This window comes from Methylobacterium sp. BE186, from assembly GCF_031457035.1.
Taxonomy (GTDB): domain Bacteria; phylum Pseudomonadota; class Alphaproteobacteria; order Rhizobiales; family Beijerinckiaceae; genus Methylobacterium; species Methylobacterium segetis.
In genome coordinates this window covers 14,320-28,779 of the sequence record NZ_JAVDVV010000014.1, presented here as the reverse complement: position 1 = coordinate 28,779, position 14,460 = coordinate 14,320, and the positions used below count along the sequence as shown (strand labels likewise).

Here is a 14,460-nt window from a genome sequence, read left to right as displayed (position 1 = left end):
GTCATGGTAAAGGAAGATTGAATGCGGCGCACGGAGACAGGTCCCGGTTCGGTCGCACCTCTCCCGTTCGGGAGAGGTCGAGTCGGCGCCAGCCGACCGGGTGAGGGGTTCAGGGTTGTCCGGGGAAGCCGCACCCCTCACCCCGGCTCTCTCCCGAAGGCGATATTATACCTCGCGTACCCAATCGGCTGATGGAGTGCTAGCATGAGCGCTCGAATCAGTCAGGGGCCGCGCAGTTTTGGCGGGGGCTCCCTGTGCGGGAGCCGGATTGTGCAACTCGTCTACCTTGATGAGGCAGGTTTATCGCGGAAGAAAGATGAGCCTTACCTCATCGTCGCGGGCGTTATTGTGAACGCAGACAATAAGTGGCGCGAAATCGAGAGCTACTTTGTTGAACTTACAAAGAAGTATTTTCCTGAATTTGAGTCCACTTATGGTGTGCCATTTGTATTTCATGCGATGGATATATGGCACGGGAGCGGCAAGTTTCCGCGCGATAAGTGGACCCGCGCTCAGAGGATGAAACTATTATTAGAACTTTCTAAAGTTCCGTCTAAGTTTAATCTTCCTGTCGTGGCAGGATATGTACGAAAAGATGACATCATTGCTGGCATGCGTGCGCGAATTCCACTCGCCACAGACGAATATATTGCAAAGTGGACATACGCTGAAGCTTTTATTGAGGCAGCAAGACGTATAGAGTATTGGATGAAAAATAATGCGCCAGATGAGGTTGCGATGTTAATCGCTGAAGATACAGATCGCGTGAAAGAGCTGGTTGGCGCAATTCATGCAAGCTACACAGACCGCACCATTCCCATAAATCCTAGAAGCTTTCAATCTAACTACATCGTCGATGCTGTGCATTTTACGAAAAAAAACAATTCTATAATATTGCAGATAGCAGACCACATGGCATTTATACTAAAACGCCGTCTAACTTCCTGTTCCTTTATTGAGCCCATGTTCAAAGAAATAATTCCGCAATTGTCACTCCGCGGCGTCAATGGTAATGGCCTGACGATTAGGCTTCCGCAAAGTCATACGAATATCGTCACTGCTCCTTCTTCGTCGGACGCCGAGCAGGAACTATCCTCTCAAAAGCCCTCTCAAAGGCCGTCGCAGTCTCGTCGGCGCCAATCTCCCGAGCGGCTTCCTTGAACCGCTCGGCTTGTGTCTTTTCGGGCTTCTTACCGGGAGCTTTTCGGTTTTCGGCCATACCGCTTAGGCCCCTCTAGCAATCGTTCGATAGGTCAGGCGTTTGCCGACGATGCCTTTGGCGAGATTAGTGGTCCGCTCAATGTCACTCACGCCCAAGGCAACGCGGCGATTGTAGCGGAAGTCGAACTCCGCAAGATAGCGGTGAAGGTGCTTCTTATCGCAATGCTGATAGATGCCTTTCATGTCGCGCTTGAAGACGGAGAAAGCACCCTCAATGGTGTTGGTGTGGATGCTCGGATCAGTGAGGCTGACGTACTCGCCCTGACCGTGGCGGGTGAAGCCGTGACCGTCCTCAAAGTGCGCTGATAGCTTGCCGTACTTGCGCGGCCTCGTCGGTCATCACGCGGGCTTCCTTGGCGATGTTCTCGCGCAGGATCGGCACCAGAGTCTTGGCGCTCAGGTCATCCACCACCATAGACCGCTTCTGGCCAGTGCTGCGGTCAACGAGGCTGAGTACCTTGTCCTTGTGAGCGTAGCCCCGGCCCTTCTTCTCGCCGTGCGGCTTCTTCTCGCGATCGTTGCCGATGAAGGTCTCGTCCACTTCCACGATGCCGCCACCACCGCCGAAGGGGGCAAGCGCGCCGTCGCGCACGGCTTCGCGGATGCGGTGAGACATGAACCAAGCAGTCTTGAGGGTAACGCCAAGGGTCCGGTGAAGCTGGTTAGAGGACACGCCTTTTTTGCTGGAGGACATCAGGAACATGGCCTGCAGCCACAGGTGCATCGGCACATGGCTAGCCTCAAACACGGTGCCGACCTTCACGGTAAAGGGCTTGCGGCACTGGTAGCACTTGTAGGTGCCGAGGCGAGTGGACTTGCCGCCCATCTTGCCGATGCGCTCAAAACCGCCGCAGTGAGGGCAGATCGGGCCCTCGGGCCATACACGAGCCTCGACCCACTTGAAGGCCGCCGCCTCATCGTGGAAATGCTTGTCGCTGAGAACGGACTTGGCCATAGCGCAACCCTTTGATGCGCCTACCATATCACGTCAGACGGGTACGGCAAGTATAATATCGCCCTCCCGAACGGGAGAGGGGGCGCCGCGCGCCGTGCCGGGGTCCCCTACCCCCCGCCCTTCGGCCGGCGCATCTCGAAGCGGGTCTCGGGTGTCGCGGTGAAATAGTCGAAGTAGCCGGCCCGCATGATCGGGCGCATGGCGCCGGTGTCGACGCGGCCCTCCGCCACGAAGCGGTCGTCGATGTAGATCGAGACGACCTGCCCGATCACCAGGAAGTTCGCGGGCTCGCCCCCGTCGAGCGGCACCAGCGGCACGGTCTGCAGCCAGCGGCACTCGATCGCCGCGGGTGCTGCCGCCACCCGCGGCGGGCGCACCTTGCGCGACGGGGCGGTGGCGAGCCCGGCGAAGGCGAACTCGCTCTCGCCGCGGGGGAGCGGCGCCGAGGTGGCGTTGACCGCCTCGCGCAGGTCGAAGCTCGCGAGGTTGCAGACGAACTCGCCCCCCTCCTCCGCGAAGGTCATGGCGTCCTTCCGGCCCGACGAGGAGAAGGCCACCATGTCGTCGGCCACCGCGTTGAAGAACGAGTAGGGCGCGAGGTTGAGCGCGCCCTCGCGGCTCATGGCGCTGATCCAGCCGATCGGCCGCGGCGCCACGAGCGCCTTCAGCGGGTTGTGCGGCAGGGTGCGGGTCTCGGAATCGTAATGCATGGGCTCGCCGCGTCGCGGGATCGTCCGACGCTCAGATAGGCCGCCGCGCGCCCGCCGTCAGCCCGAGGCGGCGCGGATCTCGGCCTCGCCGAAGATCCGCACCGCGTTGCGGCCCGCGGCCTTGGCCGCGTAGAGAGCGGCGTCGGCCTCGGCGAACAGCTCCGCGCCGGGCGCCCGGTCCCGCCCCGGATCGAGGATCCGCGCCCCGATCGAGGCGCTGACCGCGAGGGCCGTCCCGTTCCAGGGGACGGGCCGGCACAGGGCGGCGGAGGCGCGGGCGAGCATCCGCAGGATCCGGCGCCGGCCGAGCGGCGCGCGCAGCAGCACGGCGAACTCGTCCCCGCCGATCCGCGCGACGAGCGCGGCGTCGGCGAAGGCGTGGCGCAGCCGCTCCGAAGCGGCGCGCAGGCAGGCATCCCCGGCCGCGTGGCCGAGCCCGTCGTTGATCGCCTTGAAGCGGTCGAGGTCGATCAGGACGAGGCCGGCGACGCCGCGATCCGGGCCCGCGGCCGCCGCCCGGCAGCGCGCGTCGAACGCCGCGCGGTTGGCGAGCCCGGTCAGGTGGTCGCGCTCGGCCAGGTGCCGCAGCCGCTCCAGCGCCTCCCGCTCGGCGGTGACGTCCTGCTTGTAGCCGTAGAGGCGCTCGGGGCGGCCCTCGGCGTCGCGGGCGAGCTCGGCCCCGATCCGGATCCAGCGCTCCTCGCCCCGCCGCGGGCGGATCAGGGCGTCGAGCACGAAGCCCCGCCCCGTCCGGATCGCCTCGGCGCGCAGGCGCTCCATCGCGCCCCGCGAGGCCTCCTCGTAGAGCCCGACGATCTCGGACCGCCGCAGGGGCGCGCCCGCCCCCAGGCCGAACAGGTCGTAGACGCCCTCCGTCCAGGTCAGCCGCTCGGTGGCGAGGTCGCATTCCCAGGCGCCGAGCCGGGCGAGCCGCGCGGCCTCGGCGTGCAGCCGCGCCCGGAGCGGGTCCGGGCTGAGCGCCACGGCGGAGACCGGATCCTGCCCCATCCCGTGATCCCATCCTGGCGGCCGGCGGGCCGGTTGTGTGGTGGGGGAGGCTACGCGCGCCCCGTTAAGCGCCGGTTGCCGGAGAGGAAGACGGCCCTAGCCGCCCGCCCGCGACAGGTTGAGCGCCACGGCCGCGCGGATCAGGGCCGTGAAGGCCGCCTCGTCGAGCCCATCCGCCTCGCGGATGTCGATGGCCCGCCGGGTGCCGCCGTCCAGGCCGGCATTGAACAGGCCCGACGGGTCGGGGAGCGCGGCGCCCTTCGCGAAGGTGAGCTTCAGGGAGGTCTTGTAGGTCTCGCCGGTGCAGAGGAGCCCGGCCCGCTCCCAGACGGGCACCCCCAGCATGGCGTTCGAGGGCTTTCGCCACTTCACGGCCTCGGCGATCGCGGGGTCGGCCTGCCGGATCCAGTGCCGGATCCGGGCGAGCCGCGGGCCCCGCCAATCGCCGAGGGCGGCGATCCGCGCGTTGATCAATGAGGCGGGATCGTCCGCCCCGAGCCCGGTCCGAGCCTCGTTCATCCGGCTCCCCCGCTCGGTTCACGCTCCGTCGCGCCGGGTTCGGCCGCCCCTCAGAGCCGCGTGACGATCTCGGCGAGGTCCGGCCGGGGCCGCTCGGCCGGGCGCTCGGCCGAGCGGCCGACATGCACGAAGCCGGCGAGGCGCTCGCGCGGGTCGAGGCCGAGCGCGTCGAGCACCCGTCGGTCGTAGGCGTACCACTCGGTGAGCCAGGCGGTGGCGAAGCCCGAGGCGTTGGCCGCGAGGCAGAGATTCAGGGTGGCCGCTCCCGCCGAGAGCACCTGCTCCCATTCCGGGATCTTGGCGTGGGGGCCGGCGCGGGAGACCACGGCGACGACGAGGGGGGCCTGGGCGAGGCGCCCGCGCTCCAGCGCGAGGCGGTCGGCCTCCGCCTCCGGGTGGTCGGCCCGGTAGGCCGCCTCGATCACCGCGCCGATCCGCGCGCGCGCCTCCCCCTCGATGACGATGAAGCGCCAGGGTGCGAGCTTGCCGTGGTCGGGCACCCGCGAGGCGATCCGCAGGATCGCGTCGAGGCTCCCCGCGTCCGGCCCCGGCCCTTCGAGGCGGATCGGCGGGACGGAGCGGCGGGCGCCGAGGAAGGCCAAGGTTGCGGGCGAGGTTTCGGGCAAGGTTTCGGGCAAGGTTTCGGGCATGGGCATTCATCACGGGCGTGAAGGGGGGCGGCCAGGGGCATCGACGGCCGCGCCGGCGGCGTGCGAGAGTCCGGGCTGGCCATCACGCCGCCACGGTCGGCGTTCAAGGCAGCCCTAACTGGCCTTCGCGCGGCCGTTTGGCAATCGGCGCGGACGGCGTGCCCGGGCCGGCCCGGGATGTGGGAGTGGGTGGAATGGTGCGTCGGACGGTCTGGCTCGCGGTCGCGGCGGCGCTCCTGCCGGTCCCTGCGCAGGCGCAGAGCCCGTTCGGCCCCGGCCTCGGCCCGAACCTGCCCTCCCCCTCGATCACCGAGCCCGGCCTGCCGAGCCCGTCGATCGGCGGCGAGGAGGCGGCGCTGGCGCTCTCGGCGGTGCTCGGGGGCGGCGAGCGCAAGCTCGCCTCCGGTCTCGCCTGGCGGGTCTACGAGGACCGCAGCGACGGCGTGAAGCCGGCCATCGTCGCCCGCTCGAGCGAGGCCGAGCCGAGCCTGCGCCTCCCGGCGGGCGCCTACGTCGTCACCGTCACCTACGGCTTCGCCAGCGCCTCGAAGAAGGTGGTGATGTCCGGCCAGCCGCAATCCGAGCGGCTCAGGGTGAATGCGGGCGCGCTCAAGCTCTCCGGCGCCATCGGCGACACCCGGATCCCGCCGGGGCAGATCGCCTTCTCGGTCTTCGTGCCGATCGGGACGAACTCGGAGGGGCGCCTCGTGCGCAGCGGCGTCAAGGCGGGCGAGCTGCTGCGCCTGCCCGAGGGCACCTACCACGTGGTCTCGACCTACGGCGAATCGAACGCGATCCAGCGGGCCGACCTCAAGGTCGAGAACGGCCGCGTCACCGACGCGACCCTCAACCACCGGGCCGCCACCGTGACCCTGAAGCTCGTGGCGAGCGCGGGCGCCGAGGCCTTCGCCGGCACCGCCTTCAGCGTGCTGACGCCGGGCGGCGACACGATCCGCGAGGCGATCGGCGCCTTCCCGCAGGTCACGCTCGCCGAGGGCGACTACGTGCTGATCGCCCGCCACGACGGGCAGGTCTACACCCGCGAGTTCAAGGTCGAGAGCGGGATGGACCGGGACGTCGAGGTTCTGGCCAAATCCTGAGGCGCGGCGCGCCGGGCCGGGCGAAGAGCCGGGCGCCCGCGACGCAGGCGGCGACCGCGGCGGCCGCGACCAGCATCCGCCCCTCGACCGCCTCGCCGAGGAGGAGGGCCGCGAGGCCGAGCCCGAGGAAGGGCTGCAGCAATTGCAGCTGGCTCACCGCCGCGATGCCGCCCCGCGCCAGCGCCCGGTACCAGAACACGAAGCCGATCAGCATGCTGAACAGCGCCACGTAGGCGAGCGCCGCCCAGGCCGGCGCCCCGACCGCGCCGGGATCGGCGGGCCGCCAGAGCAGCGCCAGCGGCAGGGTGAGGGGCAGCGACAGGAGCGCGGCCCAGGCGATGACCTGCCAGCCGCCGAGCCGCCGGGCCAGCACCCCGCCCTCCGCGTAGCCGAGGCCGCAGACGAGGATCGCGGCGAGCATCAGCCCGTCCCCGGCAAGGGAGGGCGCCGCACCCCCCTTCGCCGCGAAGGCGACCGTGGCCGCGCTGCCGAGACCGGAGAACAGCCAGAAGAGCGGCACCGGCCGCTCCCCCGCCCGCCACGCGCCGAACAGGGCGGTGGCGAGCGGCAGCAGCCCGACGAAGATCGCCGCATGCGCGGCCGTGACATGGGCCAGCGCCAGCGCGGTGAGCAGGGGAAAGCCGATCACCACCCCGAGGGCGACGAGGGCGAGGCCGGCGAGGTCAGTGCGGCCGGGCCGGCTCTGCCGGAGCAGGAGGAGCGCCGCCGCGGCCAGGATGCCGGCGATCGCCGCGCGGGCGGCCGTGAGGAACAGAGGATCGAGATCGGCGATGGCGAGCCGGGTCGCGGGCAGCGAGCCGCTGAAGATCGCGACGCCGATCAGCCCGTCCGCGAGGGCGCGGGGCGAGCCCGTTCGAGGGGTGGTGGCCTTCTGGGACATCGGGGCGGGCATCTTTCTTGGGGCCTGGCGAGAGGGGCCGGGGGCAGGATCGGGCAGGATGCGCGGGCCCCCTCTCCCGTTCGGGAGAGGGACGGGGTGAGGGGTGCGCCCTCTCCGGAGGGGCTCAGGCGCCGACGAGGATCAGGATCAGGGCGAGGCCGAGCGCGCCCGCCACGAGTGCGAGGTCGTTGAGCCTCCCCGCGAGGCCCCGCCTCTCCGGGTCCCGCCTCCGCGGCGCGTCGCAGCATCTCTCCGCCATCGCGGCCTCCGTCCGTCATTCGGGCAGGATGCGTCGGCACGGGCTTCCGCGACAGGGACGGTAGCAGTACAATCGGACAGAACTGTCCTGGATGGCGAGCAGTACGGATGGCGGACGCAAGCCTGAACATCGACGGGACCCGGGTCGGCGCCGTGATGGCGGCGATCGAGGGGCGGATCGCCGGCCGCGTGCTCGGCCCGGGCGCCCGCCTGCCCTCGATCCGCGCCTTCGCCGAGACGATGGGCGTCTCGAAATCCACCGTCGTGGAGGCCTACGAGCGGCTGGGTGCCGAGGGCGCCATCGTCTCGCGGCCGGGCTCCGGGTTCTACGTGGCGGGCCGGCCCGAGCCCCTGAGCCTCGCGGCGATCGGGCCGCGGCTCGACCGGGCGGTGGACCCGCTCTGGATCGCCCGGCAATCCCTGGAGACCGGCCCCGCCCTCTTGAAGCCCGGCTGCGGCTGGCTGCCGGCCGAGTGGATGCCGGACGGGAGCCTGCGCCGGGCGCTGCGCCAGCTCGCCCGCGACGCGGGCGATCGGCTCGCCTCCTACGACACGCCGCTCGGGCACGCGGGCTTGCGCGGGCTCGTCGCCCGGCGGCTCAACGACCGGGGCATCCCGGCCCATCCGGACGCGCTCGTGCTGACCGATTCGGCGACCCAGGCCCTCGACCTGATCTGCCGCTTCCTCGTCGAGCCGGGCGACGCCGTGCTCGTCGACGACCCCTGCTACTTCAACTTCCACGCCCTGCTGCGGGCGCACCGCGTCCGCGTCGTCGGCGTGCCCTTCGGGGCGAATGGGCCGGACCTCACGGCGCTCGCCCGCGCGCTCGCCGAGCACCGGCCGCGCTTCTACCTGACGAATTCCGGCCTCCACAATCCGACGGGCGCCACGGTCGGCCCGGCCACCGTGCACCGGGTGCTCAAGCTCGCCGAGGCGCACGACACCCTGATCGTCGAGGACGACATCTACGCCGATTTCGAGCCGGAGCCCGGCCCGCGGCTCGCCGGCTTCGACGGGCTGGAGCGGGTGATCCATATCGGCGGCTTCTCGAAGACCCTGTCGGCGGCGGCCCGGACCGGGGTGATCGCCCTGCGGCCGGACTGGGTCGAGCGGCTCGTCGACCTCAAGCTCGCGGTGAGCCTCGGCAACGGCAACCTCGCGGCGGACCTCGTCCACCGCACCCTCAGCGACGGCTCCTACCGCCGCTACCTCGACGGGATGCGCGCCCGCCTCGCCGAGGCGCGGGGCGCGGCGCTGAAGCGGCTGTCCGCGCTCGGGATCTCGGTGCCGCACGTGCCGGCCGCGGGCATGTTCCTCTGGGCCCGCCTGCCCGGCGGCCTCGACGCGGCCGAGATGGCCCGGCGGGCGCTCCAGGCCGGCGTGGTGCTGGCGCCGGGCCCCGTCTTCAGCGCCTCGGGCGATGCCGCCGACCGCCTGCGCTTCAACGTGGCCCAGTGCGGCGACCGGCGCGTGTTCGAGGTGCTGGCCCGGGCGATGGGGTGAGGCGGGCCCTCAGCCGGCGATATCGTCGAGCGTCACCGACAGGGCGTCGGCGATCCGGCGCAGGGTGTCGAGCCGGCCCTCGCGCCGGCCCGCCTCGATCTGGGAGAGATAGGCCTGCGCGATCCCGGCCCGCTCCGCCAGGGCACCGACGCCGAGGCCGCGATGCTCGCGCCAGACCCGGATGCGGTTCTCGCCCGCGAGCAGGCGTTCGACCACGGAAGCCGGCACCAGCTCCTCCTCGCCCCGGGCGAGGCGCTGCCGGAAGGTCTCGACGGCGGCTCCGTCGGCCGCGTCCTCGGCGGCCTCGACGAGGGCGGCGTACTCCGCCTCGGGCAGAACCACGAGGCGTTCGCCCGAGGGACTCACGATCACCTGCGCGCCCATGCGCCCACCCTCCCTAGCCCGCGCGAAACGCCGCCCCGGCAGCCTCAATCGTAGGCATTTCCGCGCGCGGCGATCCGGATGATCGCGACGACGGCACCGTCCTCGCTCAGGATCACGCGCCCGTCGCCGACGCGCAGCCGGCGGATGCCGGGTTGCCCCTTCAAGGCCTTCACGTTGTTGCCGAGCGCGCCGGGATCCGCGGCGTAGAGCGCGATCTTCGATCGGATCAGGGCCGCGGTGTTCGCCGGCAGGCGCAGCAGCGTCCTGAGGGCATCCCTGCTGTACGTGATGTCCCTCATGACGAGCCGAATATAGCATTTCGCTATATTCGGCTCAAGCGCTTCGCTCTACGGCGCCGGCTGCACCCCATGGTGGGAATCGAGCACCGCGTCCGTGCTCGGATGCGTCTCGGCCACGGCGTCCGCCCGGGCGAGGTCCGGCGAGGTCGCCTCGCGGGCGAGCGCGGCCAGCGCCTCGTCGAGGGGCAGGGTGCGGGTCTGCTGGCTGCCGAGGCGCCGGATCGAGACCGTGCGCTCCTCCGCCTCGCGCCGGCCGAGCGCCAGCAGCACCGGCACCTTGGCGAGCGAGTGCTCGCGGACCTTGTAGTTGATCTTCTCGTTGCGCAGATCCGCCGCGACCCGGAGTCCCGCCCGCTCCAGCACCCGCACCACCTCGGCCGCGTAGGGGTCGGCCTCGCCGGTGATGGTGGCGACCACCACCTGCACGGGCGCGAGCCAGAGCGGGAAATGGCCGGCGAAATGCTCGATCAGGATGCCGGTGAAGCGCTCCATCGAGCCGCAGATGGCGCGGTGGATCATCACCGGTATCTTCTTCTGGCTGTCGGCGTCGACGTAGAAGGCGCCGAACCGCTCGGGCAGGTTGAAATCCACCTGCGTCGTCCCGCACTGCCAGTCGCGGCCGATCGCGTCACGCAGCACGTACTCGAATTTCGGCCCGTAGAAGGCGCCCTCGCCCGGGTTGACCGACGTCCTGATGCGCCCGCCCGACTGCCCCTCGATCTGGGCGAGGACGCGCGTCATCACGGCTTCCGCATGGTCCCAGAGCGCGTCCGAGCCGACCCGCTTCTCGGGGCGCGTCGAGAGCTTCACGACGATCTCGTCGAAGCCGAAATCCGCGTAGGTCGAGAGGATCAGGTCGTTGATCTTCAGGCACTCGGCGGCGAGCTGGTCCTCGGTGCAGAAGATGTGCGCGTCGTCCTGCGTGAAGCCGCGCACCCGCATCAGCCCGTGCATGGCGCCGGAGGGCTCGTAGCGGTGCACGACGCCGAATTCCGCCATGCGCAGAGGCAGATCGCGGTAGGATTTCAGGCCGTGCTTGAAGATCTGCACGTGGCCCGGGCAGTTCATGGGCTTGAGCGCGAACCAGCGCTTGTCCTCGGCCTCCTCGCCGGCGGATTGGGCCGCGAACATGTTCTCCCGGTACCAGCCCCAGTGGCCCGAGGTCTCCCACAGCGCCTTGTCGAGGATCTGGGGGGCGTTCACCTCCGAATAGTCGCCCTTGAGGCGGCGGCGCATGTAGGCGATCAGCTCCTGGAAGATCGTCCAGCCCTTCGGGTGCCAGAAGACGACGCCCGGCCCCTCCTCCTGGAAGTGGAACAGGTCCATCTCGCGCCCCAGGCGGCGATGGTCGCGCCGCTCGGCCTCCTCCAGCCGGTGCAGGTAGGCGTCGAGATCGGCCTGCGAGGCCCAGGCGGTGCCGTAGATGCGCGTCAGCATCGGGTTGTTCGAATCACCCCGCCAGTAGGCACCCGCGACCTTCATCAGCTTGAAGGCGGCTCCAACCTTGCCGGTCGAGGTCATGTGGGGGCCGCGGCAGAGGTCGAACCACGCGCCCTGGCGGTAGACCTTCAGGTCCTCGCCCGGCGGGATCGCGTCGACGAGCTCGACCTTGAAGGCCTCGCCCCGGTCGGCGAAGAGCGCGCGCACGTCGTCGCGCGTCCAGACCTCCTTGGTGAAGGGGGCGTCGCGCGCGATGATCTCGCGCATCTTGGCCTCGATCTTCGGGAAGTCCTCGGGCGTGAAGGGCTCGGCCCGCGCGAAATCGTAGTAGAAGCCGTTCTCGATGACGGGGCCGATCGTGACCTGCGTCTCCGGCCAGAGCGCCTGCACGGCCTCGGCGAGGACGTGGGCGCAATCGTGCCGGATCAGCTCCAGGGCGCGGGGATCGGTCCGGTCGAGGAACTCGATCCGGGCGTCGGCCTCGATGCTGTCGTCGAGGTCGCGCACGGCTCCATCGAGGGCCATGGCGACGGTGCGCTTGGCGAGCGACTTGGCGATGCCCTCGACGACGCTGCGGCCGGTCACCGCGCCGTCATAGGCGCGCGTGTTGCCATCGGGAAAGGTCAGGACGGGCATCGGGTCGCGTCTCCTTGGCTCACTCCTGCGAACGCGGCAGGTAAGCGGGGGCTGTGATGGGCGGCGCGTGGCGCGGCGGAGGGGGTGTAGACCGATTTCGCGGGACAGGAAAAGCAGAGGGTCGCTGTTTCCGCCGTCGCGCAGCCTCCGCAGGGGCGTGGCGCCGTGCTATGCTGACATCACCACAAGGAACGGCGCGCACGGCGTGAACATCACTCTTCCGATCCCGGACGACCTCGCCCGGAAGCTGACCGAATCCGACGCGCGCCAACTGTCGCGGCGTGCCCTCGAAGCCTTCGGCCTCGAAGAGTTCAGGGCCGGCCGCCTGACCGCGCCCGAACTGCGCCGGATGCTCGGGATCGAGACCCGCTACGGCCTCGACGGCTTCCTCAAGGCTCACGGCGTGTTCCTCGATTACGGAATCGAGGACCTGGAGCAGGATCGGCGCGACCTCGAGCGGGCCGGCTTAGTTTAGGCGGTGCCGGTCGTCGCCGACACGAGCCCGCTCAACTACCTCGTCCTGATCGGCCGGATCGATATCCTGCCAAGCCTGTTCGACACGGTCCTCGTGCCGGAGGCGGTCCGTCGGGAGCTCGACCGGCCGGAAACGCCCGACATGGTCCGTGCCTGGCTCGCGTCGGCGCCCCCCTGGCTCCGCGTGCATCCGGACGCGGCTGTCGGCGAGGAGCCGGCCCTGCCGGCGTTGGATGAAGGCGAACGCGAGGCGATCCTCCTCGGACGGAGCCTCTGCGCGGACCTCATCATCATGGACGATCGGGCCGGCGTCGCGGCAGCCCGGGCCGAAGGCTTCGCGGTCGTCGGGACGCTCGGCCTCATCGAACTCGCGGGCGGCCGCGGCCTGATGGATCTGCCCGAGGCCGTCGCGCGTCTGCGCGCCACTCATTTCCGCTGCCGCCCCGAGCTTCTGGATGCTCTGCTCACCCGGCACCGGCAGCGCGTCGGGTGACGGCCGGCCCCTCCTCCACCGCCTCGCAGGCGAAGGGCGACGGGGGCGCGTTGACGCCGCGCCAGCGGCCGTAGGCCCAGGGGGTCCAGGGGCGGGCCCGCGGCGGCAGGGCCTCCGGCACGAGGTCGATGCCGTGGGTGCCGAAGGGGCCGCAGCGGCAGATCCGGGACAGGCCCATCCAGCCCCCGGCCCAGAGCCCGTGGCGCTGGATCGCCTCGTCGGTGTAGGCCGAGCAGGAGGGCCAGTGGCGGCATTGGCGGCCGGCGAGGCCCGACAGGGTGAGCTGGTAGCCCCGGATCGCGAGATGGGCGAGGCGGCGCGGCACCTGCCCTACTCCGCCGCCTCGCGCGAGGCCGCCCCCCGGGCGGCGATCTGGTCGAGGGCGTCGACCACCGCGTCGAAGGTCAGGAGCGTCGAGGCGTGGCGCGCCTTGAAGTCGCGCACGGGCTCCAGCACCGCGAGGTCCGCCCAGGCGCCCGAGGGCACGGGGCCGTTCTCCTTGAGCATGGCGCGCATGGTGGCGCGAATCGCCCGCAGCTCGTCCGGGCTGGCGCCGACCACGTGCCGGGCCATCAGCGAGGAGGAGGCCTGGCCGAGCGCGCAGGCCCGCACCTCGTGGGCGAAGTCGGCCACCGTGCCGTCGGGGGCGAGGGCGAGGTCGACCGTCACGGTCGAGCCGCAGAGCTTCGAGTGGGCGCTCGCCGTCGCGTCCGGCGATTCGAGGCGCCCGAGCCGGGGAATGTCGGCGGCGAGTTCGAGGATGCGGCGGTTGTAGATGTCGTCGAGCATGGGAGCGGGGTCCTGCCGGGCTGCGCGGAGCCCGCGACGGGAACGTGCGGGAGCGGACGCTCGCCTCGGTGGTCAGATGCGCGGCCCGCGCATTGCGCGATCGGGCGAGAACGACGATATAGGCGCAATCGTGCCGTTTCGCGAGGAGGCGGCTCCGTCGACCCGGGTCGCGCCCACGGCTTCGGAACCCGTTCTCCCTCAGGGCGCTGGTTTGGGCAGACGCTCCCAGACCCGAGACGGTTCGACGCGATGTACGCAAAGCCGGACAGCACCACGATGACGGCCCGTGTGGCGCGGGCGGGAGATGCCATGGATGCCGCTCTCAAATCCCTCTCCTACCCGACCGCCGACGGGAACCTGCCCGAGGGCGTCCGGGATCTGAACGGCATGCGCAACGACAACGCTCCGACCCTCGTCCCCGCCCCTGTCTCCGCGGCACCTGTCTCGGCCGCACCCTTGCCCGTGCGTCCGGTCGAGGTGGCGCCGCAGCCGCCCTCCGCGCAGCGGGTGCCGGACGAGATCGCGCTCGGCCGCCCGAGCCGCGAGGAGGCGGAGGCCGCCGTCCGCACGCTGCTGCGCTGGGCCGGCGACGACCCGACCCGCGAGGGCCTCATCGACACCCCCGCCCGCGTCGTGAAGGCCTACGACCAGCTCTTCGGCGGCTACCGGCAGGATGCCGACGCGCTGCTCGAGCGCGTCTTCGAGGAGGTCGAGGGCTATTCCGACGTCGTGCTCGTGCGCGACATCCCGTTCTACTCCCATTGCGAGCACCACATGGTGCCGTTCATGGGCCTCGCCCACATCGCCTACTACCCGACGAAGGGCGTGGTCGGGCTCTCCAAGCTCGCCCGCGTGGTCGATACCTTCGCCCGCCGCCTGCAGACGCAGGAGACGATGACGGCCCAGATCGCCGACGTGATCGAGAGCATCCTCAAGCCCCGGGGCGTGGCCGTGATGGTCGAGGCCGAGCATCTCTGCATGGCGATGCGCGGGGTGCAGAAGGCCGGCGTCTCGACGATCACCACCCAGTTCAAGGGCGTCTTCAAGGCGGACCCGAACGAGCAGGTCCGCTTCCTCACCCTCGTGCGCAACAAGGGCTGAGCGCGCCGCACGCGAGAGG

Annotated in this window: 17 protein-coding genes and 1 pseudogene; 6 read left to right on the top strand and 12 right to left on the bottom strand. The window is 70.3% G+C overall.

The features are described 5' to 3' along the window. The first annotated feature begins 204 nt into the window (after nt 1-204). Nucleotides 205-1,161 carry a DUF3800 domain-containing protein gene (locus tag J2X36_RS15390; protein WP_310351181.1) on the top strand — a complete coding sequence of 319 codons (957 nt, stop codon included), beginning with the start codon at nt 205-207 and terminating at the stop codon, nt 1,159-1,161. Nucleotides 1,162-1,224: 63 nt separating this feature from the next. On the opposite strand, the pseudogene J2X36_RS15385 reads toward J2X36_RS15390, so the two are convergent. From J2X36_RS15385 to J2X36_RS15365, 5 genes and pseudogenes are all read right to left on the bottom strand, one after another. Next, a pseudogene (locus J2X36_RS15385) lies at nt 1,225-2,176 on the bottom strand (IS1595 family transposase). A gap of 107 nt (nt 2,177-2,283) precedes the next feature. Further along, nucleotides 2,284-2,886, bottom strand: a complete 603-nt coding sequence (locus tag J2X36_RS15380; protein WP_310351180.1) for a flavin reductase family protein — start codon at nt 2,884-2,886, stop codon at nt 2,284-2,286. A gap of 57 nt (nt 2,887-2,943) precedes the next feature. Further along, entirely contained in the window at nt 2,944-3,894 is a 951-nt protein-coding gene (locus tag J2X36_RS15375; RefSeq protein ID WP_310351178.1) for a diguanylate cyclase domain-containing protein, read from the bottom strand. 96 nt (nt 3,895-3,990) lie between these two features. Next, entirely contained in the window at nt 3,991-4,413 is a 423-nt protein-coding gene (locus tag J2X36_RS15370; RefSeq protein ID WP_310351175.1) for a DUF1801 domain-containing protein, read from the bottom strand. 50 nt (nt 4,414-4,463) lie between these two features. Beyond that, nucleotides 4,464-5,063, bottom strand: coding sequence for a nitroreductase (locus J2X36_RS15365; protein WP_310351173.1), 600 nt, complete (start codon nt 5,061-5,063; stop codon nt 4,464-4,466). A 194-nt stretch (nt 5,064-5,257) separates the two neighbouring features. Here J2X36_RS15365 and J2X36_RS15360 point away from each other — a divergent pair, with 194 nt between their 5' ends. Further along, entirely contained in the window at nt 5,258-6,163 is a 906-nt protein-coding gene (locus J2X36_RS15360; protein ID WP_132251443.1) for a hypothetical protein, read from the top strand. Here the strand turns inward: J2X36_RS15360 and J2X36_RS15355 are convergent. Both J2X36_RS15355 and J2X36_RS15350 read right to left on the bottom strand, forming a co-directional pair. Beyond that, nucleotides 6,111-7,064 carry a DMT family transporter gene (locus tag J2X36_RS15355; protein WP_310351168.1) on the bottom strand — a complete coding sequence of 318 codons (954 nt, stop codon included), beginning with the start codon at nt 7,062-7,064 and terminating at the stop codon, nt 6,111-6,113. The genes J2X36_RS15360 and J2X36_RS15355 overlap by 53 nt on opposite strands. A gap of 124 nt (nt 7,065-7,188) precedes the next feature. Continuing rightward, nucleotides 7,189-7,323, bottom strand: a complete 135-nt coding sequence (locus J2X36_RS15350) for a hypothetical protein (protein ID WP_310351166.1) — start codon at nt 7,321-7,323, stop codon at nt 7,189-7,191. 107 nt (nt 7,324-7,430) lie between these two features. On the opposite strand from J2X36_RS15350, the gene J2X36_RS15345 reads away from it, so the two are divergent. Next, on the top strand, nt 7,431-8,825 hold the full coding sequence (locus J2X36_RS15345) for a PLP-dependent aminotransferase family protein (protein ID WP_132251447.1): 1,395 nt from the start codon (nt 7,431-7,433) through the stop codon (nt 8,823-8,825). A gap of 9 nt (nt 8,826-8,834) precedes the next feature. Here J2X36_RS15345 and J2X36_RS15340 read toward each other — a convergent pair whose 3' ends face one another. From J2X36_RS15340 to thrS, 3 genes are read right to left on the bottom strand one after another with little or no spacing between them, the layout of a single operon-like run. Continuing rightward, nucleotides 8,835-9,209 carry a helix-turn-helix domain-containing protein gene (locus J2X36_RS15340; protein WP_132251449.1) on the bottom strand — a complete coding sequence of 125 codons (375 nt, stop codon included), beginning with the start codon at nt 9,207-9,209 and terminating at the stop codon, nt 8,835-8,837. A 44-nt stretch (nt 9,210-9,253) separates the two neighbouring features. Continuing rightward, entirely contained in the window at nt 9,254-9,508 is a 255-nt protein-coding gene (locus J2X36_RS15335) for a type II toxin-antitoxin system RelE/ParE family toxin (RefSeq protein WP_310351159.1), read from the bottom strand. Between the two features lie 48 nt (nt 9,509-9,556). Beyond that, nucleotides 9,557-11,584, bottom strand: a complete 2,028-nt coding sequence (thrS, locus tag J2X36_RS15330; protein WP_310351156.1) for a threonine--tRNA ligase — start codon at nt 11,582-11,584, stop codon at nt 9,557-9,559. Between the two features lie 205 nt (nt 11,585-11,789). Between thrS and J2X36_RS15325 the strand changes: the two genes are divergently transcribed. Beyond that, nucleotides 11,790-12,059, top strand: coding sequence for a UPF0175 family protein (locus J2X36_RS15325; RefSeq protein ID WP_132251455.1), 270 nt, complete (start codon nt 11,790-11,792; stop codon nt 12,057-12,059). Nucleotides 12,060-12,062: 3 nt separating this feature from the next. Next, nucleotides 12,063-12,551 (top strand): DUF3368 domain-containing protein, encoded by a 489-nt coding sequence (locus J2X36_RS15320; RefSeq protein WP_310351153.1) that lies wholly within the window; start codon nt 12,063-12,065, stop codon nt 12,549-12,551. Here the strand turns inward: J2X36_RS15320 and yidD are convergent. Both yidD and J2X36_RS15310 read right to left on the bottom strand, forming a co-directional pair. Further along, a complete protein-coding gene (gene yidD / locus J2X36_RS15315; protein WP_310351150.1) occupies nt 12,523-12,876 on the bottom strand; it encodes a membrane protein insertion efficiency factor YidD in 354 nt (117 codons plus the stop codon). The genes J2X36_RS15320 and yidD overlap by 29 nt on opposite strands. Nucleotides 12,877-12,881: 5 nt before the next feature. Beyond that, nucleotides 12,882-13,340, bottom strand: coding sequence for an iron-sulfur cluster assembly scaffold protein (locus J2X36_RS15310; protein WP_132251463.1), 459 nt, complete (start codon nt 13,338-13,340; stop codon nt 12,882-12,884). Nucleotides 13,341-13,589: 249 nt separating this feature from the next. Here J2X36_RS15310 and folE point away from each other — a divergent pair, with 249 nt between their 5' ends. Beyond that, nucleotides 13,590-14,441 carry a GTP cyclohydrolase I FolE gene (gene folE, locus J2X36_RS15305; protein ID WP_132251465.1) on the top strand — a complete coding sequence of 284 codons (852 nt, stop codon included), beginning with the start codon at nt 13,590-13,592 and terminating at the stop codon, nt 14,439-14,441. The last annotated feature ends 19 nt before the right edge of the window (nt 14,442-14,460 follow it).